Source organism: Kitasatospora sp. NPDC058162 (assembly GCF_042884005.1).
Taxonomy (GTDB): Bacteria; Actinomycetota; Actinomycetes; order Streptomycetales; family Streptomycetaceae; genus Kitasatospora.
Window position 1 is genome coordinate 157,911 of sequence record NZ_JBHVUS010000001.1, and the last position, 22,246, is coordinate 180,156.

General features: G+C 74.5%; 20 protein-coding genes. 11 read left to right on the forward strand and 9 right to left on the reverse strand.

Annotated features, from left to right (window positions below):
• Positions 1-12 precede the first annotated feature (12 nt).
• From ACFVXG_RS00615 to ACFVXG_RS00640, 6 genes are all read left to right on the forward strand, one after another.
• Entirely contained in the window at positions 13-1,821 is a 1,809-nt protein-coding gene (locus ACFVXG_RS00615; RefSeq protein ID WP_387922908.1) for an RNA ligase family protein, read from the forward strand.
• Positions 1,821-4,664, forward strand: coding sequence for an RNA repair domain-containing protein (locus tag ACFVXG_RS00620; protein WP_387922910.1), 2,844 nt, complete (start codon positions 1,821-1,823; stop codon positions 4,662-4,664). Before ACFVXG_RS00615 ends, ACFVXG_RS00620 begins: the two co-directional genes overlap by 1 nt.
• A 117-nt stretch (positions 4,665-4,781) precedes the next feature.
• Positions 4,782-5,672 carry a transglutaminase-like domain-containing protein gene (locus ACFVXG_RS00625; RefSeq protein WP_387922912.1) on the forward strand — a complete coding sequence of 297 codons (891 nt, stop codon included), beginning with the start codon at positions 4,782-4,784 and terminating at the stop codon, positions 5,670-5,672.
• A gap of 72 nt (positions 5,673-5,744) precedes the next feature.
• Positions 5,745-6,386: an ArsR/SmtB family transcription factor gene (locus tag ACFVXG_RS00630; protein ID WP_387922914.1), complete on the forward strand. Its 642-nt coding sequence runs from the start codon at positions 5,745-5,747 to the stop codon at positions 6,384-6,386.
• Between the two features lie 50 nt (positions 6,387-6,436).
• The gene (locus tag ACFVXG_RS00635; protein ID WP_387922916.1) at positions 6,437-7,738 is read left to right on the forward strand and encodes an MFS transporter; all 1,302 of its coding nucleotides are present in this window, start codon (positions 6,437-6,439) and stop codon (positions 7,736-7,738) included.
• A gap of 11 nt (positions 7,739-7,749) precedes the next feature.
• Entirely contained in the window at positions 7,750-9,759 is a 2,010-nt protein-coding gene (locus ACFVXG_RS00640; RefSeq protein WP_387922918.1) for a hypothetical protein, read from the forward strand.
• A 24-nt stretch (positions 9,760-9,783) separates the two neighbouring features.
• Here the strand turns inward: ACFVXG_RS00640 and ACFVXG_RS00645 are convergent, their stop codons facing one another.
• A complete protein-coding gene (locus ACFVXG_RS00645) occupies positions 9,784-9,903 on the reverse strand; it encodes a DUF6368 family protein (RefSeq protein WP_387923839.1) in 120 nt (39 codons plus the stop codon).
• The gene (locus ACFVXG_RS00650; RefSeq protein WP_387922920.1) at positions 9,900-10,229 is read right to left on the reverse strand and encodes a DHCW motif cupin fold protein; all 330 of its coding nucleotides are present in this window, start codon (positions 10,227-10,229) and stop codon (positions 9,900-9,902) included. The genes ACFVXG_RS00645 and ACFVXG_RS00650 overlap by 4 nt, the downstream gene beginning before the upstream one ends.
• A gap of 62 nt (positions 10,230-10,291) precedes the next feature.
• Here ACFVXG_RS00650 and ACFVXG_RS00655 point away from each other — a divergent pair, with 62 nt between their 5' ends.
• Both ACFVXG_RS00655 and ACFVXG_RS00660 read left to right on the forward strand, forming a co-directional pair.
• The gene (locus tag ACFVXG_RS00655) at positions 10,292-10,693 is read left to right on the forward strand and encodes a hypothetical protein (RefSeq protein WP_387922922.1); all 402 of its coding nucleotides are present in this window, start codon (positions 10,292-10,294) and stop codon (positions 10,691-10,693) included.
• A 132-nt stretch (positions 10,694-10,825) separates the two neighbouring features.
• Entirely contained in the window at positions 10,826-12,226 is a 1,401-nt protein-coding gene (locus ACFVXG_RS00660) for a pyridoxal phosphate-dependent decarboxylase family protein (RefSeq protein WP_387922924.1), read from the forward strand.
• Positions 12,227-12,260: 34 nt separating this feature from the next.
• Here the strand turns inward: ACFVXG_RS00660 and ACFVXG_RS00665 are convergent, their stop codons facing one another.
• Positions 12,261-12,707: a hypothetical protein gene (locus ACFVXG_RS00665; RefSeq protein WP_387922926.1), complete on the reverse strand. Its 447-nt coding sequence runs from the start codon at positions 12,705-12,707 to the stop codon at positions 12,261-12,263.
• A gap of 201 nt (positions 12,708-12,908) precedes the next feature.
• Between ACFVXG_RS00665 and ACFVXG_RS00670 the strand changes: the two genes are divergently transcribed.
• Entirely contained in the window at positions 12,909-13,337 is a 429-nt protein-coding gene (locus ACFVXG_RS00670; protein ID WP_387922928.1) for a PPOX class F420-dependent oxidoreductase, read from the forward strand.
• Positions 13,338-13,416: 79 nt separating this feature from the next.
• Here the strand turns inward: ACFVXG_RS00670 and ACFVXG_RS00675 are convergent, their stop codons facing one another.
• The 5 genes from ACFVXG_RS00675 to ACFVXG_RS00695 form a co-directional block, all read right to left on the reverse strand.
• A complete protein-coding gene (locus tag ACFVXG_RS00675) occupies positions 13,417-14,208 on the reverse strand; it encodes a putative protein N(5)-glutamine methyltransferase (RefSeq protein ID WP_387922929.1) in 792 nt (263 codons plus the stop codon).
• A 328-nt stretch (positions 14,209-14,536) separates the two neighbouring features.
• Positions 14,537-16,627, reverse strand: coding sequence for an NAD-dependent DNA ligase LigA (gene ligA / locus ACFVXG_RS00680; RefSeq protein WP_387922930.1), 2,091 nt, complete (start codon positions 16,625-16,627; stop codon positions 14,537-14,539).
• A gap of 106 nt (positions 16,628-16,733) precedes the next feature.
• The gene (locus ACFVXG_RS00685) at positions 16,734-17,432 is read right to left on the reverse strand and encodes a ScbR family autoregulator-binding transcription factor (RefSeq protein ID WP_387922931.1); all 699 of its coding nucleotides are present in this window, start codon (positions 17,430-17,432) and stop codon (positions 16,734-16,736) included.
• A gap of 127 nt (positions 17,433-17,559) precedes the next feature.
• Complete coding sequence (locus ACFVXG_RS00690; RefSeq protein WP_387922933.1) at positions 17,560-18,420, reverse strand: BTAD domain-containing putative transcriptional regulator; 861 nt, start codon at positions 18,418-18,420, stop codon at positions 17,560-17,562.
• A gap of 324 nt (positions 18,421-18,744) precedes the next feature.
• On the reverse strand, positions 18,745-19,455 hold the full coding sequence (locus tag ACFVXG_RS00695; protein ID WP_387922935.1) for a ScbR family autoregulator-binding transcription factor: 711 nt from the start codon (positions 19,453-19,455) through the stop codon (positions 18,745-18,747).
• A 382-nt stretch (positions 19,456-19,837) separates the two neighbouring features.
• Between ACFVXG_RS00695 and ACFVXG_RS00700 the strand changes: the two genes are divergently transcribed.
• Together ACFVXG_RS00700 and ACFVXG_RS00705 are read left to right on the forward strand one after the other, a co-directional pair.
• Positions 19,838-20,293, forward strand: coding sequence for an ArsR/SmtB family transcription factor (locus tag ACFVXG_RS00700; RefSeq protein WP_387922937.1), 456 nt, complete (start codon positions 19,838-19,840; stop codon positions 20,291-20,293).
• Positions 20,290-20,784, forward strand: coding sequence for an SRPBCC family protein (locus ACFVXG_RS00705; protein ID WP_387922939.1), 495 nt, complete (start codon positions 20,290-20,292; stop codon positions 20,782-20,784). The genes ACFVXG_RS00700 and ACFVXG_RS00705 overlap by 4 nt, the downstream gene beginning before the upstream one ends.
• Before the next feature lie 13 nt (positions 20,785-20,797).
• Here ACFVXG_RS00705 and ACFVXG_RS00710 read toward each other — a convergent pair whose 3' ends face one another.
• Entirely contained in the window at positions 20,798-22,138 is a 1,341-nt protein-coding gene (locus tag ACFVXG_RS00710; protein ID WP_387922940.1) for a hypothetical protein, read from the reverse strand.
• Positions 22,139-22,246: the final 108 nt, after the last annotated feature.

The window sequence follows — 22,246 nt, forward strand, 5'->3', positions numbered from 1 at the left end:
AGGGAGCCGGACATGCGAGTGCACTACCCCCGGACGCCGCATCTCCCCTGGTCACCGGGGGCCGCGGCGGACGACGTACGGACCGGGGACGTCTCCGGCCTCGCCGGGGCGGAGGTCGTCGTCACCGAGAAGATGGACGGCGAGAACACCACGCTCTACCCCGACGGCCTGCACGCCCGCTCGCTGGACTCCGCCCACCACCCCTCCCGGGCCTGGGTCAAGGGCCTGCAGAACCGGGTCGGTGCCCGCATCCCGGACGGCTGGCGGATCTGCGGCGAGAACCTGTTCGCCCGGCACTCCATCCCGTACACCGAGCTGGACAGCTGGTTCTACGGCTTCTCGGTCTGGACCGACCAGGACCACTGCCTGGACTGGGACGCCACCGTGCGCTTCCTGCGCCGCCTCGGCGTGCCGACCCCCCGGGTGCTCTGGCGCGGCCGCTACGACGAACGAGCCCTGCGCGCCCTGCGCCTGGACCTCGACCGGCAGGAGGGCTACGTCGTCCGGACCGTCCGGGGCTTCCCCCGGGGCGAGTTCGGCGAGCGGGTCGCCAAGTGGGTCCGCCCGCAGCACGTACGGACCGACACCCACTGGATGCACGCCGCGGTGGTGGAGAACGGCCTCGGGCCGGACGCCGCGCTCTGGGACGTCCGTTCCGGACGCGTGCCGGAACTCCCGCTGCTGGCCGCCTCCTTGGGCCTGCCCGAGCTCGGCGGCTACCACGGATCCGAAGGGCAGCCCGAGTTCGAACGCCACCCCGAACCCGACCGCCGGGCCGAGGAGTTGACCGAGGAGTTGGCCGACGTCTCCGCCCGGCTCGACGAACTCGGCCGCACCGGCGACGCCCGCCTGGCCGGCGTGCTCGCCACCGCACTGCGCACCGCCCGCCGCGAGTCGCTCGCACCCCGGCTCGCCGACCGCCTCGGCCTGCCCCTGGCCCGCCGGGTCGCCGACCTGGTCGGCCTCCAGGCCGGCCTCCAGCAGCCGTACCCGGACGCCGAGCGCCGCACCGGACTGGTCCGGCTCGCGAGCGCCGCCGACCTCGGCGTGCTGCACGCGGTGGCCGCGGCCGCCGCCCCCGGCCCGGCGGAGCGCGAGCAGGTCGCCTGGTCCGCCCTGCACGCCGAGGACGCCGGGCTACTCGGCGCCGACCCGCTGGCCTGGCTGCGCACCGGCCTGCGCGAGGCCCTCGCCGACCTCGCCGCCGACAGCCCCGACGGCCCTGACGCCGCCGACCGCTGCTGGGCCCAGGCCCGTGAGGCGTACGCGCTCGGCCGGATCAGCACCGTCGAGGAGGCGGTCGCCGCCACCTGGCGCTGGCGCGACGGCCGCTTCCCCCGCCTGGTCCACCTGAGCGGCCCGTCCGGCAGCGGCAAGAGCACCTTCTCCGCCGCCCTGCCCGGCGTCTCCGCCCGGATCAGCCTGGACGACCTGCGCGCCGCCCGCGGCTCGCGCGCCGACCAGCGCAACAACCCCGAGGTGCTGCGCACCGCCCTGGCCCGATTGGACGGTGCCCTGGCCGAACCGGCCGCCACCGTCGTCTGGGACGCCACTTCGCTCAACCGCGAGCAGCGCTCGCACGTCCACGGCACCGCCCGGCGCCGCGATGCCCTGCTCACCCAGGTGGTGCTGCTGGTCGGCGAGCAGGAGCTGCTGCGCCGCAACGCCGTCCGCCTGCACCCGGTACCGCCCGAGGTGCTCACCGCCCAACTGCACCGCTACAGCCCGCCCTACCCCGGCCAGGCGCACCGTACCTGGTACGTCGGCCCGGGTGGCACCGTGGAGGACACGGCGGGCTCGCTCGACTCCGAGGAGGACTGATGCGCCCCATCGAACAGGTCTGCCAGCGCATCCGCTGGGACGCCCGCTTCGACCCGGCCCGGTTCGTCCTGGGCGTGCGCCAGCGCGACGACCGCACCGAGCGCATCCCGCTGGAGGCCTTCACCGCCTCCGGCGAGATCCCCTGGCACCGGGTGTACTGGGTCGAGGCCGACGGCGTCGTGGTGTGGGACCGCGGCACCGGCGTGGACGTCCTGGACACCACCGAGGCCGGTCACCGTGCCGAACCGCGCCACCTGCCCGCGCCCTTCTTCACCGCCGCCACCCCGTACGCCTGGCGGCCGGACGGCGGCTGGCAGCCCCACCACCGGGCCGGCACCGGGCCCGACACCACAGCCAGGGCCACCGCGGACACCCTGCGCGTGGTCACCTGGAACACCCTGTGGGACCGCTACGACGCCGACCGGATCGCCACCGCCCGCCGCCGACCGCTGCTGCTCGCCGAGCTGGCGGCCGCCGACGCCGACGTCATCGCGCTCCAGGAGGTCGAGCCGGCCCTGGTCGTCCAGCTGCTGGCCGAGCCCTGGGTCCGCGAACGCTATGTCCTCGGCACCGACCCGTCCGGCCGCGACGTGCCCGAGTACGGTCTGCTGCTGCTCAGCCGCCTCCCGGTGCTGGAGGCGGGGCGCCACGCGCTCGGCCCGCACAAGGCCGTCACCGCCGTCACCGTGCGGACCGCCGACACCCCGCTGACCGTCGCCGCCGTCCACCTCAGCAGCGACCACTCGACCGACGGACCCGCCCGCCGCCAGGCCGAACTCGCCCGGCTCGCCGAGGGCCTGGCCGGCATCGAGGGCGAACTGCTGCTGCTCGGCGACTTCAACGACGCCCGCACCGGCCCGTCCGGGCCCGCTGCCGCACTCGGCCTGCGGGACGCCTGGACCGAGGTGCACGGCCCGGCCGACGACACCCCCACCTTCGACCCGACCGCCAACCCGCTCGCCGCCGTCTCCTCGCTCACCGGCCGCCCGGGCCGGATCGACCGCGTCCTGCACCGCTCCGACCGGGCCCGCGCCACCGCCGCCACCCTGCTCGGCAACCGCCCGAGCACCGACGGCCTCCACCCCTCCGACCACTACGGCGTGGCCGTCGACCTCGCCCTCGGCGGTTCCCCCGCCCCCGAGGCCCTCGACGCCGCACCCACCGCCCGGACCGCCGTCGCCTGGCTGCCGCCCGAGGAACTGTGGCCGCCGATCCAGCAGCTGCGCGCCGCCTACGACCCGCAGCTGTACCGCTGGCCCCCGCACGTCAACCTGCTGTTCGGCTTCGTACCGGAGTTCGAGTTCGACCGCGCCCTGCCGCTGCTCGGCACGGCCGCCGCCGAGCTCGCCCCGTTCACCGCCCGGCTGGAGGGCGTGCACACCTTCGGCCACCGCGAGGACGCCACGGTCTGGCTGGACCCGGCCGCCGCCGCGGCCGAACCCTGGGCGGAGCTGCGGCACGCCCTGGAACGCCGCTTCCCCCGCTGCCGGGGCCGCGCCGAGGACTACACCCCGCACCTCACTCTCGGGCGCAGCGACGACCCCCAGCGGGTGGCCGCCGACTGCGCCGCCCGGCTGCGCGGGACGGACGCCCGGGTGGGCGAGCTGGTCGTGCTCTCCCGGCGGGGCGAGGAGCCGATGCGCCCGCGCGCGGTGGTCACCCTGGGGACGGGCGAGGTGCGGGTGCTGCCGGAGGAATCGACGGTCACGCTCCACCCCGAGTCGCCTCAACGCACCTCCCAAGCCGACGCGTTGGCCCGCCGGCTGGCCGCGGCACTGCCCGAGGGAGTCGTCCACCTGGTCGGCTCCCGGCGGCTGGGCTGCCAGCTGGACGGTGGCGACCTGGACTTGGTGGCGGCGCTGCCCGGCCCGGCCGACCTGCCCGGGGTGCTGGCCCGGGTCGCGGCCGCGCTGCCGCAGGCCCGCCGGGTTCGTGAGGTGCGCGGCGCCCGGGTGCCGGGACTGCGGCTGGAGGCGGACGGGCTGACCGTCGACCTCGTCGTGGTGTTCACCGGCGCCCTCGACCCCGCCCAAGCAGTCGCCCGTCGCGCCGAGTTGGGCGAGGCGGCGGCCGTCGCGCTGAGCGCCGTCACCGACGCCGAGGCGATCCTGTCCGCGCTCGGCGAGCGGCACCCCCACTTCGTCCGGCTGGCCCGGCAGGTCAAGTCCTGGGCCCGGGCCCGCGGCCTGGACGGCGCGCCCTTCGGTCAACTGCCCTCGCTGGCCTGGTCGGTGCTCGCCGCCCGGACCGTCCTCGACGCGCCGGAACCACTGCAGGACGCCCCCGCCGAGGACGACCTGTTCCAGCGCTTCACCGAGACCTGGGCCTCCTGGGACTGGCGTCAACCCGCCTCCCTCACCGGGGAGTTCAGCATCGAACCGGCCGCCCCGCTGACCGTCCTCACCCCCTCCGCCCCGGTCCGCAGCTGCACCACCCAGGTCGGCCCGGACACCCGCGACCTGCTCACCGAGGAGCTCTACCGCGCCTGGGAGCTCACCACCACCGACCCCGACCCCTGGCCCGCCCTGCTCACCCCGTCCCCGCTGCACCGCCGCCACGCCGCCTGGGCCGTGGTCACCGCCGACCGGGAGTCCGCCGGCCCCGCCCGCGGCCGCCTGCGCAGCCTCCTCACCGCCCTCGAGGAAGCCGGCGCCACCCACCTCCACGCCTGGCCCCAGCCCTACCGGAGCCGCGACGGCCGCACGCACTTCCCCATCGGCCTCGGCCCCGACCCACTCCCCCGCGACCGGCTCACCCCCGTCGCCACCGCCTGGTCCCGCGGCCTGCCCGGCGTCCACGTCGACCTCGCCGAGGGCGGCGCCGTCCCCACCCTCCCCCGCTGACGCGGGACCGCCCCCTCCCCGGACGGGAACCCTGGACATTCGGCCGCGAATTTTGCCACGGTGGACGGCACCGGCCCGGCATCGGCCACGCGGCCGATGCCCCAGGGGAGTTCATCCGTGTACCGCTCGCACAGCGTCTTCTCCGATCCCGGCGCCCAGGTCCGGCACTACGCCGGGCTGCCCCGCGATCCCGCACAACTCGCCGCCATCGCCCGCAACGTGATGATCCACCGCCTGGAGGGCGAGCTTTTCGGGCACCGGATCCCGGACCACCGCCTCCACCACGACGCCGAGACCCGCTACCTCGACGACATCCTGCGCCTGATCCTCGACCGCGACCCCGCCCCGCTGGCCCGGCCCCGCGACCCCGCCGACCGCTTCGTCGGCGTCTGCCGGGACTTCGCCCTGCTGCTCTGCTCCCTCCTGCGCCACACCGACACCCCCGCCCGCCTACGCTCCGGCTTCGCCGACTACCTGGGCCCCGACGGCTTCCACTGCGACCACGTCGCCACCGAGTACTGGGACAGCACCCACGGCTGGCGGCTCGCGGACCCGCAGCTGGCCGACCCGAGGGTGCGCGACGCCTGGCACGCCGACTTCGACCCGCTCGACGTCCCGCGCGGGCGCTTCCTGGTCGCGGGCGAGGTCTGGCGGGCGATCCGCACGGGCGAGGCCGACCCCGCCGCCTTCGGTGTCCACCCGCCGCAGGAGGGGCCGCTCAACGGTGAGCAGTTCATCGTCCACGCCCTCCGCCTCGACCTCGCCATGCTCAACTCGGGGGAGCCGCTGCTCTGGGACACCTGGGGTCCGCTCGCCGACGACGGCCAGCCGGCCCTCATCGCCGGGCTCCGCGAACTGCTCGACCAGGTCGCCCTGTCCACGGCCGGCGAGGTCTCCCCCGACACCGTACGGGCGCTCTTCACCGGCCACGCCGAACTCCACGTACCGACGACCGTCCGCTCCCTCGCCCCGTTCGCGGGCCCGCGCACCGTCACGCTGCGGCAGTAGCGCACGAAGATCAGAAACTTTCCTTTCGCAGTTTTCATTGCGCAACTTTTCTTTCGGACTTACGGTGGAGCCATGCCCCAGGCCCCCGAACCGAACCAGCCCCAGCAGCCGCCCCAGCCCCAACCCCAGAGCCCCCAGCCGGAGCGGATCACCGACCTCTCCCGTCTCAAGGCGTTCACCAACCCGCTGCGCATGCAGCTCTACCGCCTGCTCTACGCCGCCGGCACCGCCACCGCCTCGCAGCTCGCGGAGCAGGTCGACCAGGCACCGTCGCTGGTCAGCTACCACCTGCGCAAGCTCGCCGAGCACGGCTTCGTCACCGAGGCGGAGACGCAGAGCACCGACGGGCGGGAACGCTGGTGGCAGGTCTCCTCGGAGGAGGGCTGGGGCTTCCGCGAGTCGGACCTCGCCGGCACGCCGGAGGGCGCGGCCGTCGTCGGCACCGTCACCCGCAGCCTGGTCGACACCCGGGTCGCGCAGTACCGCACCTACCTGGACCAGACCTCCGCCTGGGGCTCGGAGTGGACGGACGCCGCGTTCAGCGCCGAGTGGCTGCTCGACCTCACGCCCGCCGAACTCGCCGAGCTGAGCGACGAGTTGCAGGAGCTCGGCCGCCGCTGGCGGGAGCGCGGCAAGGCGGCCCGCGCGGCCGGCGCCACCGAGGGACGCGAGCACGTGGCCGTCCACGTGTACGGCTTCCCGTTCCGTCCGTGACACACCCACCGGCTCCACCCCACCCCCACCCGACCCCTCGGAGCCCCGAAATGGCCACGCTCGAGACGCCCCCGTCCATACCCGCCGCCGCTGCCACCGGGAACGCCCCCGCCCACCGCGACCCCAACGTGCTGCGCTGGCTCACCGCCTACACCGCGTCCCTGGTCGGCGACAGCGTCTACTTCCTCGCCCTCGGCTGGTCCGCCCAGCGGGCCGCCGGCCCGGCCGAGGTCGGCCTGGTGATGGCCGCCGGGGCGCTGCCCCGGGCGGTGCTGATGCTCGCCGGCGGGGTGGTCGCGGACCGGCTCGATCCCCGCCGGGTGATCCTCGCCAGCGACGCCGTGCGCTGTCTGCTGATCCTCTCCGTCGCCGCCGCCATCGCCCTGACCACGCCCGCCCTCTGGCTGCTGGTCGCGGTGGCCCTCGTGTTCGGTGCCGTGGACGCCCTGTTCGTCCCTGCCGTCGGCGCCCTTCCGCCCCGGATCACCGGTGCCGACCAGCTGGCCCGCGTCACCGGCCTGCGCTCCCTCGCGATGCGCCTGGGCCAGATCGCCGGCCCGCCGCTCGGCGGCGTGGCCATGGGCCTCGGCGGCCCGGCCGCGGCCTTCACCGTCGCGGGCGTGCTGTTCGCCGTCTCGCTGCCGCTGCTGCTGTCGGTCCGGATCCGCCCCCTCGCTCCACCCCCGGACCACGATCAGGCCGTAGCCGGACGGGCCCCCGCCACCCCCGCCGAACGCAGCACCGCCCGCGCGGACTTGGTCGACGGCCTGCGCTACATCCGCCGCCACCGGCTGCTCGGCCCGCTGGTCCTGGCCGGCGCCGTCTGCGAGCTCGGCCTGATCGGCACCCTCAACGTCGGCATGGTGCTGCTCAACGCCGAGCGCGGCTGGGGCCCGTCCGGCTACGGCCTGATCGTCGCCTGCTTCGGAGCGGGCGCCACCGTCGGGGCCACCCTGCTCGCCGTCGTCGGCCGGCTGCCCCGGGCCGGTCTGACCATGTCCGTCACCCTGCTGCTGGGCAGCATCGGAGCGGCCGTCCTGGGGCTGGTCCCCGACCTGTCCTCCGCCGCGGTGCTCGCCGCGCTGGTCGGCCTGACCGCGGGCGTCTTCGGCACCCTGGACGGCGCCCTCGTCCAGACCACCGCCGACCCCGCCTACCTAGGCCGGGTCACCTCGGTCGTGATGCTCACCATGGTCGGCCTCGCCCCGCTCAGCTACCCCCTGGTCGGCGCCGCCATCGGCGTCTGGGGCGCGGCCCCGGTGTTCCTCGGCTGCGGCGCGTTCTCCTGCCTCGGCGGGCTCTACGCCCTGAGCTCCCGGGCGGTCCGGCAGGCCGAACTGCCCCGGCGGTAGAGTCCTTCCGCATGTGGGAGGGACTGGACACGATCGACTGGGCGGGGCTCCGCCACAACTACGGCTCCGCGCACGACGTGCCCGGCCTACTGCGCCGCTGCGCCGGGCCGGACCAGGAGGACGCCGTCCAGGCCGCGGGGAAGCTGGACGCCGCCGTCTTCCACCAGGGCGGCGGGATCTGCTCCGCCGCCCCCGCCACGCTCCCGTTCCTGGTGGACCTGGCCGCCCGGCCGGACAACCCGGTCCGCCTCGAGCTCCTGGAGCTACTGACCAATCTGGCCGACACCGCCGCGCTCGTCGCACCGGAGCGGGTCGACCCGGCCTGGGGCCCGGCCTGGGAGCGCGCGCTGCCCGACCTCCTGCGGCTGCTCGCCGACCCGGAGCCCCGGATCCGGCGCGCCGCGATCGACGCCGTCGGCAGGTGCGCGAGCCCGGGCGAGCTGACCCTGCCCGCCCTGCTGGCGCAGTGGGACGCCGAACGGGACCCGGCCACCCGCCTGGACCTCGCCCTCGCCCTCGGGTGCGCCGCCCTCCGCCGGCCCACCGGCGACCGGGGCACCGAGGCCCTCGCCCTGCTGCACCGCCTGCTCGCGGACCGCGAACCCCAACTCCGCCTCGCCGCCGTCCATGCCCTGGCCCCCACCGACCCCGGCCTCGCGCCCCGCCACCTTGGCGCCGTCCTGGCAGCGCTGCGCGACCCGGGCGTGGGGCTCTGGCGGGAGACCGGCACGGCGGGCTGCGGGGTCCTCGGGATGCAGAGCTGGACGGCGGACCTCTACCAGGACTCCGCCACCCCGTACGTCCTCGGCCTGCTCGCCGACCACCCCGACGCGGAGCAGCGCGCGGGCGCGCTCTCCCTGGCCGGCTGGCTGCTCTCCCAGCGGCGCTCGCACACCCCCGCCCTGCTGCCGGGCATCGCCGCCCGCCTGACCGACCCGGACCCCGAAGTCCGCTTCCGTGCCACCGAGTTGCTGGCCTGTCTCGGTCCGGACGCGGCCGCCCACGGCGACGCGGTGGCCGGACTCCTCGACGACACCGGCGTGTTCGGCAACAGCGGGACCGTCGCCGACGCGGCCGTCTGGGCACTGGCCCGGATGGGCGACCCGCGCTGCGTCCCCGCCCTCGTCGACCGGCTCACCGGCCCCCGGCTCGGCTTCCCCTGCTCGTCCACGCACCGCTCCCGGCTCGGCTCCACGCACTGGCCCGAACTGCCCGCGCTCCACGAGCTGCTGATCCCGCTCCAGGACCACGCCGATCGATTCGTTCCCGCGATCCGCGTCAGGCTGCGCGACACCGACCACCCCCAGCTGGTCCGCTCCCTCTGCGAGGTGCTCTCCGTCTGGGGGGCGCTCGCCACCGCCGCGCTGCCGGAGCTGCTGGCCCTGCTCGACGGCGAGTCCACCTGGATGCACGCCGCGACGGCCCTAGGAAGCATCGGCCCGGCAGGCGGAGCGGCCCACGATGCCCTGCGCTCCCGCGCCGCAGCCGCCACTGCCGAAGCCGAGACCGAAGCCGCCAGCGGCCGGCACGCCGTCCTGGCCGCCTGGGCGGCCTACCGGGTCGGCGGCGAGCCGGGCCCCGCCCTCGCCGTGATCGGCCCGGCCGCCACCGAGGGCCGGTTCCGGCACCCGGCGCTGCGCCGCCTCGCCGACCTCGGCCCGCACGCTGCCCCGTACGCGGACCGCCTGCGCGAGCTGACGGCCGACCGGGACCCGTGGACAGCCGTCGAGGCCGCCCACGCACTGTGGGCCGCGACCGGCGACACCGACACCGCCGTCCCGGCACTGCTCGCCGTCTGCCGCCCCCTCCTCCAGGGCCGCTACCTCCCGGCGATGCCGGCCGCCGTCCGCCACCTCACCCGGATCGGCGGACCGGCCGTCCACCCCACCGCCACCGTCCTCGCCGAGGTACTCCACCAGGACGAACGCCTCACCGCCTCCGCCGACTGGCGCGCCTTCACCGAGGACGACGCCCTCCGTGCCGCCGTCACCGACCTGCTCGCCACCGCGCCCCGCCCCTGACCGGCACCTCACCACCACCGAAGGTCACTTGAGCATGCGGAACTCGGGGTGCCCGAACCACGCGGTGAGGAAATCCAGGTCACCGACGTGGCTGTACCAGGTGCCGCCGCCGCTGATACTCGCAATCGCGTTTACGTCCGTCAGTCGATGATCAGCAGGCTGGCGCCGTTCGGCGCACTGGAGCGGTGCGCCTCGGCGTCGTCGGCCACCTGGTAGCTGCCGCCCGCCCCGGTGACCACGACGCGGCCGTCGTCGAGCATGGTGACGAGCTCGCCCTCCAGGACGTACAGCACGTGCCCCTTGCGACACCAGTGGTCCGCGACGTACCCGGGGCTGTAGTCCACCCGCCGGACCCGCACGGCGCCGAACTGCTGGACCCGACTGGTCACTTCACCGCTCTCGCCCGGCTTGCGCTCCTCGCGGACCTGGCTCCAGTCGGTGGCGGTGAAGGGGAAGCCGCTGAGATTCATACCGGCACACTAGACGATTGTCAGCATGCATCGTGGGAGTCCAACTCTGAAGGAGCACATCGGTGAAACTGGTCTCTGACCCCGCATACCGTGAAGTGGAAGTCAGTGGGTCGGCGGAAGAACTGAGCCGTTTGGCGAGCGCGGTGGCCAAGGGCGAGGGGCTGCTCGGCTCCACGTCCTCGCCGGGCAGCAACGTCCTGGCGGGGGTCGAACTGGCAGGGGTCGAAGTCAGGGATGCCTCCGGTCCCGGGGTCCTTATCCACCTCGACTCCGAGCGGCAGGTCCTTGTGATCAGCGGTGACTCCGCCGGCAGGGCGGTGCTCGCGGACAACCTGCAGGGCATGGCCGAGGCCGAGGACGGTGGCCACCTGCACGTCGACTACTTCCCCGGGCACTTCTACCTTGCTGAAGGGTCTGTGCCGCTGGTGGTCAGCCTTCCGCACGGAGGCATGCCATCCCGGTGAGTGGCCACCCGAGCCCCCGACTTCGCAAGCGCTCGGACCGACCGCCCAGGCCACCGGCCGCGGATTGGCCCGCGACACCCTCTCCGTCCCCCCACTAGCGTCGGCCTGACCATCGATCAACGGAGACCCCTCATGCACCGCGAACTCGCCGCCGACCTCGACCAGTTGCCCGCCCTGTTGGAGGAGGCACGGCTGCGGGCCGTCGGCTTCCTCGCCGGGCTCGACGACCGGCCGGTGATCCCCCGGCAGGCCGACCGGCCGGTGCCGTCGGTGCCGCTGCGCGAGGACGGCGGTGGGCTGCGGGCGGCGCTGGCGGAGTTCGGCGAGCGCTGGGAGCCGAGGCTGTCGGCCAGTGCCGGGCCGCGCTACTTCGGGTTCGTGACGGGCGGGGCGACCCCGGCCGCGCTGGTGGGCGACTGGCTGACCGCCACCGCCGACCAGAACTCCAACTCCTCGCTCGACCCGGCCGGCCAGCACCTGGAGCGGGAGACGGTCGGCTGGCTGCGCGACCTGTTCGGACTCTCCTCCGCGCACAGCGGCACCTTCGTCAGCGGCGCCACCCAGTCCAACACCGTGGGCCTGGCGATCGCCCGGGAGTGGCTGGGCGAGCGGCTCGGGGTGGACGTGGCCGAGGACGGGGTCGCCGCGCTGGGCCGGGTGCGGGTGCTGTCGGGCAGCGCGCACTCCAGCATCGCCAAGGCGCTGTCCGTCCTGGGTCTCGGCCGCACCGCGCTGACCGCCGTCCCCACCCTGCCCGGCCGGGAGGCCGTGGACGTGGCCGCGCTGGAACGGGCGCTCGCCGAGGCCGACGGCCCGTGCATCGTGGTCGCCAACGCGGGCACCGTGAACACCGTCGACTTCGACGACCTGCGGGCGATCGCCGCGCTCCGCGACCGCTACGGGTTCTGGCTGCACGTGGACGCCGCCTTCGGCGCCTTCGCCGCCCTCTCGCCGCGCCACGCGGAGCTGGTGGCCGGGCTGGACCTCGCCGACTCGGTCTGCGTGGACCTGCACAAGTGGCTCAACGTGCCCTACGACAGCGCCGTGCAGTTCACCCGCCGCCGCGACCTCCAGGCCCGGGTCTTCCAGAACGCCGCCGCCTACCTCGGGCCGATCGGCGAGCACCCCGACCTGGTGCACCTGACCCCGGAGAACTCGCACCGCCTGCGCGCGCTGGCCGCCTGGTTCACCCTGCGCGCCTACGGCCGGGCCGGCCACCGCGAGATCGTGGAGCGCTGCATCGCCGGTGCCCACGCGCTCGGCGAGGCGATCGGGGCGATCGACGGCCTGCGGCTGCTCGCCCCGGTCCGCCTCAACGTGGTCTGCTTCACCCTCGCCGACGACCCCACGCCGGAGCGCCTGGCCGCCCTCGCCGCCGAGCTCTCCGAGGAGGCCTTCCTCACCCCGACCCGCTACGCCGGACTGCCCGCCCTGCGCGCGGCGTTCAGCAACTGGCGCACCACGGAGGCGGATGTCCGACGGACGGCCGCCGCGCTCGCCGCCGCCGTCGGCCGCGTGTCGGTGACCGCCTGAGCGGGAGCGGTCCGTCCCGGCCCGCGTCACCCGCTCACGGATGCGCCCCGTCCCCGTAGCCGCCCCGCGAGAGGTCCGTCAGGCTCGCCATCAGCTCCGCGTGGGCGAGGTTCAGGAACTGCAGCGCCCGCCACCGGGGGTTGTGGTCGGGGTGGTCGCGGAAGCCGTCGGCCGTCTCGCACAGCCGCTCCCACCACAACATGACGTCCTGGCGCAGCCGTTGGGTCTCCCCGGGCACCTCGACCCGGTCGTCGACCACCACCTCGCTCCAGGCGAGGAGCAGGTCGCCGAGGTGGATGCAGTCGTGGAGGGTGATGTGGGCGAGGCGTTCGGCCGCGAAGCGGACGGCGCTGCCCTCGGGTTGGGCCTCGACGACCTCACGGAGCCGGGCGGTCAGGAAGGCCTGCAGCGGGGTGACGTCGTCGTGGTGCAGGTCGTCGGAGAATTCCAGGACTTCCCTGGGCCGGTAGTCGGCAGCCATCGCGCGGTGCTCCCTCGGTTCGGATCAGCACTCGGTGACGGGTCGTCACATCCCGTCGGCTCCCGACCCTAGACCCCGGACGGCGGCCGCCACCGGCGATTCCCCGGATCCTCATCTTTCGGGGCCAACCAGGCGTCAGTGACGCAACACGCCTGGCGGGCCTTGACCTTCACACCGGTGTGAGGCCCGATGATTGCTCCCATGACCGCCACCGCACACGACCCGTACGCGCTCCTCGCCCAGAGCCGCCTCGGCATCCTCGCCACCATCAAGGCCGACGGGCGGCCCCAGCTCTCCCCCGTGCTGCCGTTCTACGACCGCGAGGCGAACGTCATCCTGATCTCCACCCGGGAGGGGCTGGCCAAGACCGCGAACCTGCGCCGGGACCCACGGGTCAGCCTGGAGGTGACCGGACCGGAGGGACGCTCCTGGACCACCGCCGAGGGCACCGCCACTCTCACCGGCCCGGGCACCGACCCGGACGGGCCGGAGGTCGACGCCCTGGTCGACTACTACCGACGGGCCGCCGGCGAGCACCCCGACTGGACGGAGTACCGCGCGGTCATGGTCGCCGACCGCCGCGTGCTGCTCACCATCCCGGTCGACCACGTGTACGGCGCCAGGATCTGACCGACGGCCCGGCCACCGTCACGGGGGTACGGTGGCCGGGCTGTCGGCCGTTTCCAGGATCAACCACGGGCCTCCGGGATCAGCCTCGGGTCGCCGTGACCACCGTGGCGTCCAGTTCCTCCGCCCGTCTCACCACCGCCGCCAGGCCTGCGGCCCGGGCGACCGCCAGCGCGCCGGCCGCCTGCCGCTCGCTGGTCTCGAACAGCAGCGCCCCGCCCGCCGCCAGCCACTCCGGCGCCGCCGCGGCCACCCGGCGCAGCACGTCCAGCCCATCCGCCCCGCCGTCCAGCGCGGGCCGGGCCTCGTGCAGCCGGGCCTCGGGCGGCAGCAGCCCGAGGTCACCGGTCGGTACGTACGGGACGTTGGCGATCAGCACCTCCACCCGCCCGCGCAGCGCGTCGGGCAGGGGGGCGAACAGGTCGCCCTCGAAAACCCGCGCGCCCGTCCCGGCCAGGTTGCGGCGGGCACAGCGGACGGCGGCCGGGTCGAGGTCGGCGGCGTACAGCTCGACCGGGTGGCCGACGCCAGCCGCGACGGCGGCGCCGAGGGCACCGCTGCCGCAGCACAGGTCGACCACCACGGCGCCGGGGCCGGCGAGTCGGGCGGCCTCGGCGACCAGGAACTCGCTGCGTCGGCGCGGGACGAACACGCCCGGGTCGACGGCGATCCGCAGACCGGCGAACTCGGCCCAGCCGACGACGTGTTCGAGCGGCCGGCCCTGGGCGCGGGCCCGGACCATGGCGGCCAGTTCGGCGGTGGTGCCGGCGGAGCCGAGCAGGATCCGGGCCTCGTCCTCGGCGAACACACAACCGGCGGCACGCAATCGGGAGACGACCGAGGAACGGAGGGCAGTGGAGGCGAAGACCGACAAAGGAAACCCCTTGGGCAGGACGGGAGGAGAACGGAGGACTCCGTCAGGGCTCCCGCTGGGGCCGACCCCGCGTCGGTGCGCCCGCGCTACGCGCGCGGTGCGCCCGCACGGCCGCGCTCCGGGAGCACCCGCTCGGACATACCGGTAATGGGTCTCACCTCCCTGGCTCGCAGTCGTATGCGTCGTATTCAGCGTCCGTCACCCTACCGCACCCGCTCCGACGGCGATCGAACCCGCGCCCGCGCCCGCGCCCGCGCCCGCGCCCGTCAGACCGGCCGTCAACTCCGTCGGCTCACCCGTTTCAACGGTTTCAACGGTTTCAACGGTTTCAACCGAGGAAGTCGGCGACCAGGGCAGCGAACTCCTCCGGGGTGGTGACCGGCACCCCGAGCTCCTCGGCCTTGGCGCGCTTGGAGCCCGCCTTCTCCCCCGCGACCAGCAGGGTGGTGCGCTTGGACACCGAGGAGGAGGCCTTGCCGCCCGCGCGTTCGATCAGCTCGTTCATCGCGTTGCGGGAGAGTTCGGCCAGGGCTCCGGTCATGCTGCCGGTCACCACGACGCTCTGCCCGGCCAGCGGACCGGCACCTGCGGCCACCCCCTCACCGCTGGCCGTCCCACCCGCTGCGGCTGCTCCAGCCGCTCCGGCCGCTGCTGCCGGGACGACCGGCTCGGTGACCGCCGTCCCCACGCCCTGCTCCGCCAGCCGGTCCAACAGCGGCGCCACCCCGGCGAGTTCGGCGACGATCACAGCCGCCTTCTCGGCCCCGATGCCGTCCACGCCCGCCAGCGCCTCGGCGTCGGCGGCCCGGATCGCGACCATGCTGCCGAAGTGGGCGGCGATCCGGCGCGACATGGTCCGCCCGGTGCCGCGGATGCCGAGGGCGCAGAACACCCGGTTCAGCGGGCGGGTGCGGGCGGTCTCGAGGGCGGCGAGCAGGTTGTCGGCGCTGGTGTCGCCCATCCGCTCCAGGGTGAGCAGCTGTTCCTTGGTCAGGGTGAAGAGGTCGGCGAGGTCGGCGACCAGCCCGGATTCGACCAACTGCACGGCCCGGGTGCCGCCGAGGCCCTCGATGTCGAGCTGGTCGCGCCCGGCCGCGTAGATCACCGAGGCGACGGCCTGGCAGCCGCGGCCGCGCACGCAGCGCCAGCGCTGCTCCGAGCGGTCGATGGCGTCGCCGCAGCGCGGGCATACCTCGGGGAAGGCGATCGGCTGCTCGGCGCCGGTGCGCTCGTCCACGAGCGGTGCCTCGACCCGGGGGATGACGTCGCCGGCGCGGTAGACGAACACCTGGTCGCCGATCATCAGCCCGCGGCGCTCGATGTCGGCGGGGTTGTGCAGGGTCGCGTAGGTGACGGTGACGCCGTCGATCACCACTGGGTCGAGCACCGCCCGGGGCGCGATGATCCCGGTGCGGCCGACGTTCCACTCCACGCCGAGCAGCCGGGTGACCTTGTGCTGGGCCTGGAGCTTTCGGGCGACCGCCCAACGCGGCGCCCGGGAGCCGGAGCCGGCCTCCTCCTGGTCGGCGACCGCGTCCGCCTTGACCACGACGCCGTCGATGCCGAAGGGCAGCGCGGCGCGCAGGGCGGCGATCTCCTCGATCCGCTGTTCGGCCTCGGCGAGCGTGGCGCAGCGCCGGGGCGCGGCCTGGGTGGTGCCGGCGGTGTTGGCGCCGAGTTCGGCGAGGCGGGCGAGCAGCGCGGCGTGGTCGAGGCCGGGCAGGCCGTGGGCGTCGTAGCCGAAGAAGGTGAGCTCGACCCGGTAGGGACGGTCCTTGGCCCGCAGGGTGCCGGCGGCGCCGCTGCGCGGGTGGGCGAAGGGGGTGGCGCCGTGGGCGGTGCGCACGGTGTTGGCCTGCTCGAACTGTTCGTGGGTGAGCAGCACCTCGCCGCGCAGCTCCACGTCGAGCGGCTCGGTCAGCCGGGCGGGCAGGCCGAGCACGGCGTCGGCGGCGTGGGTGATGTCCTCCCCGGCCAGGCCGTCGCCCCGGGTGAGCACCTGGTGCAGGCGGCCGCCCCGGTAGCGGGCGGCGACGGCGAGGCCGTCCAGCTTGGGCTCGACGCACCAGGCGGCGACCGGTCTGCCGAGTCGGCGCTCCAGCCCGGCGGCCCAGGACTCCAGCTCCTCGGCGGAGAAGACGTTGTCGAGCGAGAGCATCGGCGTGCTGTGCGGGACGTCGCCGACGGCCGCCCCGCCGGCCACCTTGCCGGTCGGCGACTCGGGCAGCACCTGCTCGGGGTGCTCGCGCTCGTAGGCCTCGATGCCCCGGACCAGGGCGTCGTACTCGTCGTCCCCGAGCGGGGTGGAGCCGTCGGCGTAGTACGCGGCGGCGGCCCGTACGGCGGTGGCGACGGCGTCGGCGTACGCCTGCGGGGAGGCGGGGGCGGCGGGGGTGGCCGTGGTGGCTGCGTCCTTCATACCGCCATCATGGCGAGGCGCACTGACATTCGACCGGGTCCGCCACGGGCGGTATCCGGCGCGGGTACCCGATCGGCCGAGCGCCCCGGGTACAGCTGGGCGGGCGTCAGGCCGGCTGCGGCGCCATCGGCCTGGTGCGGTACCCGTCCGAGCTGCCCGGCGGGACGAGGCAGGGCAGCAGCCAGTCCCACAGGGCGCCCACCCGGCGGGCGCGCTCCTCCCCCGGGCAGCCGTCGGCGAAGACCACCTCCAGCCCGCAGGCCGCCGTCACCACCAGGGTCTCCGGTCCGAGCCCGCCCGAGCGGTCGCGCAGTTCGCCCGCCCGGCGGGCGCCGGACAGCAGGTCCCGGACCTCACCGGCCCAGACGCCGTGGAAGCCCCGCAGGCCGGGGAAGCCGCCGGACGGCGGTGCCGTGCGGAGCTCCCCCGGCGATTCGGCGCCGCCGTCGCCATCGCCGCCGTCACCGTCGCGCCCGAGGCGGAAGGCCGCCCGGATGACCGCGTCCGAGCCCAGCGCGTCCACCAGCCAGTACCCGGCGTCGATCAGGGCCTGGAGCGGCGAGGAGGCGGAGCACAGCGCCCCGCAGGCGGCCCGCAGCGAGCCCTCGGCCTGCGCGAACACCGCTCTGGCCAGCTCCTCCTTGGAGGCGAAGTGGAAGTAGAGCGCCCCCTTCGTCACCCCGGCGGCCCGGGCGATCTCCCCCAGCGTGGCTCCGGCGTACCCGCAGCGGTCGAACAGTGCCGCCCCCGCCTCCACCAGCCGTCCGCGTGTCCGTTCCGACCTTTCCTGGACCACCCGTCCCACAACCCCTCACAGCGACCAGCCCGTTCCGACCGATTTCCGGCAGCGCCCCGACGGACGCCACCTCCTGCGCCGCGCGCCGCCCTTGCCCGGCCGACGCGCCGCAGCCGACCACCACAGCCGACCCTGCTCAGCCGACCCTGGTGAACCGGCCCGCACCGGCCGGTGCCGCGACCGGCTGCGGCGCCGCCGCGGCGGGCTCGCGCTCCGCCCGCTCCGGGCCGGCCAGCAGGATCGAGCGCTGGAGGCGGCGCAGCCCCGCGGACGGCTCCATGCCCAACTCCCGTACCAGGGTGTTGCGCAGGCGCTGGTAGGCCTCCAGGGCCTCGCCGCGGCGGCCGGAGCGGTGCAGGGCGACCATGAACTGGCCGTGCAGGCTCTCATGGGTGCGGTAGCGGTCGACCAGCACCGTCAGTTCGGCGAGCAGCACCCGGTGCCGGCCCAGCCGCAGGTCCGCCTCGATCCGCTGGTCCAGCGCGCACAGCCGGGTCTCCTCCAACCGCTTGGCCTCCACCGCGAGTTGACCGCCCACCGGGACGTCCGCGAAGGCCGGACCGCGCCACAGCGCCAGCGCCTCGCCGAGCATCCGGGCGGCCAGCGGGTGGTCGTCCGCGTCCATCGCCCGGTAGCCCGTCCCGGCCAGCCGCTCGAACTCCCGCACGTCCGTCATCCCGTTGCCGCTGTTCAGCATGTAGCCGCCGGGCGAGGTCACCAGGACGTCCTTGGCGCAGGAGACCCCGGCCGTCGAACCGGCCCGGACCAGCGCCCGGTCGATCATGTCCCGCAGCTGCAGCACATACGTCTGCACGGTGGTGCGCGCGCTGCGCGGCGGGCGGCCGGACCACAGCTCCTCGGCGAGGACACCCGCCGGGACCACCTGGTCCGCGCGCAGAGCCAACAGCCCCAGCACCTGGCGGGGCTTGGGCGCCGTCGGCACCACCGACACCTCGCACACCCGGACGTCCAACGCCCCGAGCACCCGAATTTCCACGATGACCACCCCAATCACACGGAACGCCACGGCACTTCCGCCGCGGCCGGCACCCGGGTCGACACCCCAGGGTCAACTGTCTCCAGTGAAAAACAGGACGTGCGGTTTGTCAATACAAAACCGAACGTGCTGTTTGTTTCTGGAGCCCGGGCATCCATGCGCGCGCCGCGACCTGCGACTATCACCGTGCGTCGATCCTACGCTACCCTTCGTGTCCACTCCCGCGCAAAGCGAAGGCGGCGTCGGATCCCCGCAGATCCCGCGCCGCCGCCAATTCGCCCGCGCCCGCCCCGACTTCGCCCCCGAGCCGTGAGGCCGGACCGGTCAGCCCACGCCGACCCCGTCCGCGACCGCCCCGGCCTCGGACTTGGACTCGACCCCGCCGTTCTCCGCCGCCCGGGCCGCCGCGACCTCTGCGACCACCTGGCCGCCGCGGTCCGGCCCCATCTGCAGCGAGCCGAGCACCCCGGACACCGCGATGCTCGGCATCAGGTGCTGGTAGAGCCCGGACACCCGCAGCTCCAGGTCGCCCCGACCGGAGAGCTTCTGCGACTGGATCTGAACTCCCGTCCAGGCAGCGGTGACCAGCCACGCGGTGTCGGCCGGGACGACGTGCGGCAGCAGCTCGCCGCGCTCGCCGGCGGCGACCAGCAGCGCCTCCATCCGGCTGATCCAGCCGGGGATCGCGCCGCCGCCGAGATCGTCGAACACGTCCTGGCCGAGCGAGAGCCGGGCACCCGCGCTGAGCAGCGGGTCACGCGGCATCAGATGCGCGACCACCATCCCGGTGTCCACGAACTCCTGGAGTTTGCAGCTCCGTTCCGGCACTCCGTCCTGGACGAACTGCTCCTCGACGACGCCTTGCGCGAGATCCCGCTTCGAGGCGAAATGGAAATAGACCGCACCGCGCGTCACGCCGGCCCGGGAGACCACCTCCCCGATGGTCGCGCCCTCGTAGCCGAACTCGTCGAAGACCGACGCCGCGGCCTCGAGGATCAGCCGACGCGTCCGGAGCGCCCGTTCCTGCCGTACCACCGCAACCACCCCGCCCTGAGCTCCGGGAAAACAAAACCAAACACCCCGTATCTTAGCTACGGGCCACCTGGGGGCGACAAGACGATGTCGAGGAATCAGCCGACTCCTCCTCTCCTCCCCCACCCACCCCACGCGTTCTCCTCCAGGTCCTACCAGTTCCCGAGTTGAGAATCACGAGCCGCGTCTCCCGGGAGATCCGCGGACGAACGCGGCTGTCGTACAGCACTGCCGACAGAGAAACCGAACGATCGGTTTCTTCTCGCGGAACCCCTTTGTCGGAGACCCGGCCTCGCCGCTTCCACAACCAATCGGTTGAGTATCCGGGCAGGCAGGAGTAGCTTTGCCCTCAACCAATCGGTTGAGGAAGAACAGAGGTGCCACTGTGGCCGTCGACCAGCTGTCCCGGGCGTTCGTCGCCCTGGCCGATCCGACCCGGCGCGACATCGTCGCCCGGCTCTCGGTCCGGGACGCGACCGTCGGCGAGCTGGCCGAGTCCTACGCGATGTCCCTCCAGGCCGTCTCCAAGCACCTCAAGGTGCTGGAGGAGGCCGGGCTGGTCAGCCGCAGCCGGGACGCCCAGCGGCGGCCGTGCCACCTGGAGCCGCAGGTGTTCGACTTGATGACGAGCTGGATCGAGCGCTACCGCCGCCAGGCCGAGGCCCGCTTCTCCCGCCTGGACGCCGTCCTCGCAGCCCTGAGCGACGGCCCCGACGACCGTGCCCCCGCAGCAGACCCCGTCCCCAACACCAGCGGCACCCCTGCGGCCCCAACCCCGAACCGGGCCGGCGCCGAGCGCACCGGCACCCGCCCGCAACCCACCGAAGGAGCCCCGTCATGACCTCCACCACCGACCGGGAGACCCGCATCGAGGCGGACCCCGCGCTGCCCACCATCCGGATCGTCCGCGAGTTCGACGCCCCGCAGGAGCGGGTGTTCCGGGCCTGGATCGAGCCCCAGCTGGTCGCCCAGTGGCTCGGCCCCGTCGACCTCGACCTGAAGATCGACGAGTGGGAGGCCCGCACCGGCGGCCACTACCGCTACTCCATGCACCGCGAGGGCCGGGAAGTCGCCGCCTTCTACGGCTCCTTCCACGAAGTCCGGCCGGCCACCCGGCTCGTCCAGACCTTCACCTTCGAGGGCGTGCCGGACGGCGTCTCGCTCGACACCGCCGTCTTCGAGCCGGTCGGCGGGGGTCGCACCCGCGTCACCATCCTGTCGGTGGTCGACAGCCTGGTGGCCCGGGACGCGATCCTGGCCAGCGGCATGGAGCGCGGCGTGGTCGAGGGCTACCGGAAGCTGGACGCCCTGCTCGCCGCCGCCTCGTCCTGAGCGCCCGGACCGGTCAGTGGTGCGGGTTCAGCCGCTGGCCGATGATGTTGAGGATGTCGGGGGCCTGAGCCCAGTACATGACCCGGGGGCCGTCCTTGCCGGCCGAGTTGGCCGAGACGAGGCCCCGGCCCTCGCGGTCGGTGTTGTTGCTGACGGTGAAGACCAGCCCGCCCGAGTCGCCCTGGGTGCAGGCCCAGTTCGCGTTGTAGCCGACGACGCCGAACACCGCGTGGACCGAGCCGTCGTCCCAGGCCAAGGTGTAGGCGATGCTGTCGTTCTGCACTTTGATGCCGCAGGGCACCCCGTGGCCGGTGTAGTAGGAGCGGGCGCCGTCCTGGCAGACCGACTGACCGTTGTGGGAGCGCCCGACCGTCGTGACCCGGTACCACCGCCCGGCCGGGGTGTCGGCCTCGCGGGCCTTGGAGCCGGAGCCGTTGCTGCCGCCGGTGTCGATGACCTCGGCGTCCACGTAGCGGTCCAGCACCTTCACCACCCGGCCGATCCGGCCGCCGGGGCGCGTCCCGAACTGGCCGACCGGGTCGCCCTCTCCGTGGACCTCGGCCCCGTTGGGGTAGCAGTGGGCGGCGGTCAGGAGGTAGTCCCGGCCGGCCGCGTCCTCGGTGGCCAGGCCACTGGTGCAGCGTGCCACGTAGCCCGCCTCACGCGCCGGACCGAGGAGGACGTCCCCGCCCATCTGGGGCCGGTCCTCGTCCCAGCGCCAGGTGGCGGGCCGCGCCGGGTCACCGGCGACGACCTCGACCGGCGGGGTGGAAGCGGCGGAAGCCGCGGTGTCGGTCGAAGCGGCACCGGTCCGGATCGAGTTGCGGACGGAGTCGAGCCGGTCCGCCCGGCCGGTCACGGTGATGCCCGAGGCGTCCGGGTTCACGGCGACCGTGTAGACCTCCAGGTCGTCCGCCCGCTCCACCGCGGTGGCCTGGAGGATCCGGTCGACCTGGGCCCTCAAGTCCCGCTTGCTGTAGTCGGCGTGGATGAACCGGACGAGGCCCGCGTCGATGTCCGGATGCGCGGCCTTCGCCGCGTCGACGAGCCGGCGGCCCTGCTCCTCGGAGACGGCGTAGAGGGTGACGGTGCCGCCGTCCTCGTCCACGGAGAGGTTGCCGTAGGCGTCGGCGTGGTCGGCACGGCCCTGCTCGTCGAGGGCGTCGGCGAGCGCGTTGAGCGGGGCCACCCTCTTCGCGTGCTGGAGCGTCACCGTATCGGTGGTCGGTGCGCCCGGGGTCGGCCTGCCGTAGACCGTACCGGCCGCGGCTGCGGCCGTCGCGGGGCCGCCCGGCAGGGCGGGCACGAGTGCGATGGCCGCGGCGGCGGCGACCGTCCGGGCTTTCCTCGACATCAGTGCAGGGAGCAAGGATCCGGGCCTCTCCGAGTGTCTCGGGCTGAGCGCGCCTCGGGCCCCTCGCCCGAAGCACGGACAGTTGAGCACGGAGAGTGACGACATGAT

What these genes read in the sequence shown, in the direction of transcription:
- ACFVXG_RS00615 (WP_387922908.1), top strand. Translation starts at nt 13, where the DNA reads ATGCGAGTGCACTACCCCCGGACGCCGCATCTCCCCTGGTCACCGGGG.
- ACFVXG_RS00620 (WP_387922910.1), top strand. Translation starts at nt 1,821, where the DNA reads ATGCGCCCCATCGAACAGGTCTGCCAGCGCATCCGCTGGGACGCCCGC.
- ACFVXG_RS00630 (WP_387922914.1), top strand. Translation starts at nt 5,745, where the DNA reads ATGCCCCAGGCCCCCGAACCGAACCAGCCCCAGCAGCCGCCCCAGCCC.
- ACFVXG_RS00635 (WP_387922916.1), top strand. Translation starts at nt 6,437, where the DNA reads ATGGCCACGCTCGAGACGCCCCCGTCCATACCCGCCGCCGCTGCCACC.
- ACFVXG_RS00640 (WP_387922918.1), top strand. Translation starts at nt 7,750, where the DNA reads ATGTGGGAGGGACTGGACACGATCGACTGGGCGGGGCTCCGCCACAAC.
- ACFVXG_RS00650 (WP_387922920.1), bottom strand. Translation starts at nt 10,229, where the DNA reads ATGAATCTCAGCGGCTTCCCCTTCACCGCCACCGACTGGAGCCAGGTC.
- ACFVXG_RS00660 (WP_387922924.1), top strand. Translation starts at nt 10,826, where the DNA reads ATGCACCGCGAACTCGCCGCCGACCTCGACCAGTTGCCCGCCCTGTTG.
- ACFVXG_RS00665 (WP_387922926.1), bottom strand. Translation starts at nt 12,707, where the DNA reads ATGGCTGCCGACTACCGGCCCAGGGAAGTCCTGGAATTCTCCGACGAC.
- ACFVXG_RS00670 (WP_387922928.1), top strand. Translation starts at nt 12,909, where the DNA reads ATGACCGCCACCGCACACGACCCGTACGCGCTCCTCGCCCAGAGCCGC.
- ligA (WP_387922930.1), bottom strand. Translation starts at nt 16,627, where the DNA reads ATGAAGGACGCAGCCACCACGGCCACCCCCGCCGCCCCCGCCTCCCCG.
- ACFVXG_RS00705 (WP_387922939.1), top strand. Translation starts at nt 20,290, where the DNA reads ATGACCTCCACCACCGACCGGGAGACCCGCATCGAGGCGGACCCCGCG.
- ACFVXG_RS00710 (WP_387922940.1), bottom strand. Translation starts at nt 22,138, where the DNA reads ATGTCGAGGAAAGCCCGGACGGTCGCCGCCGCCGCGGCCATCGCACTC.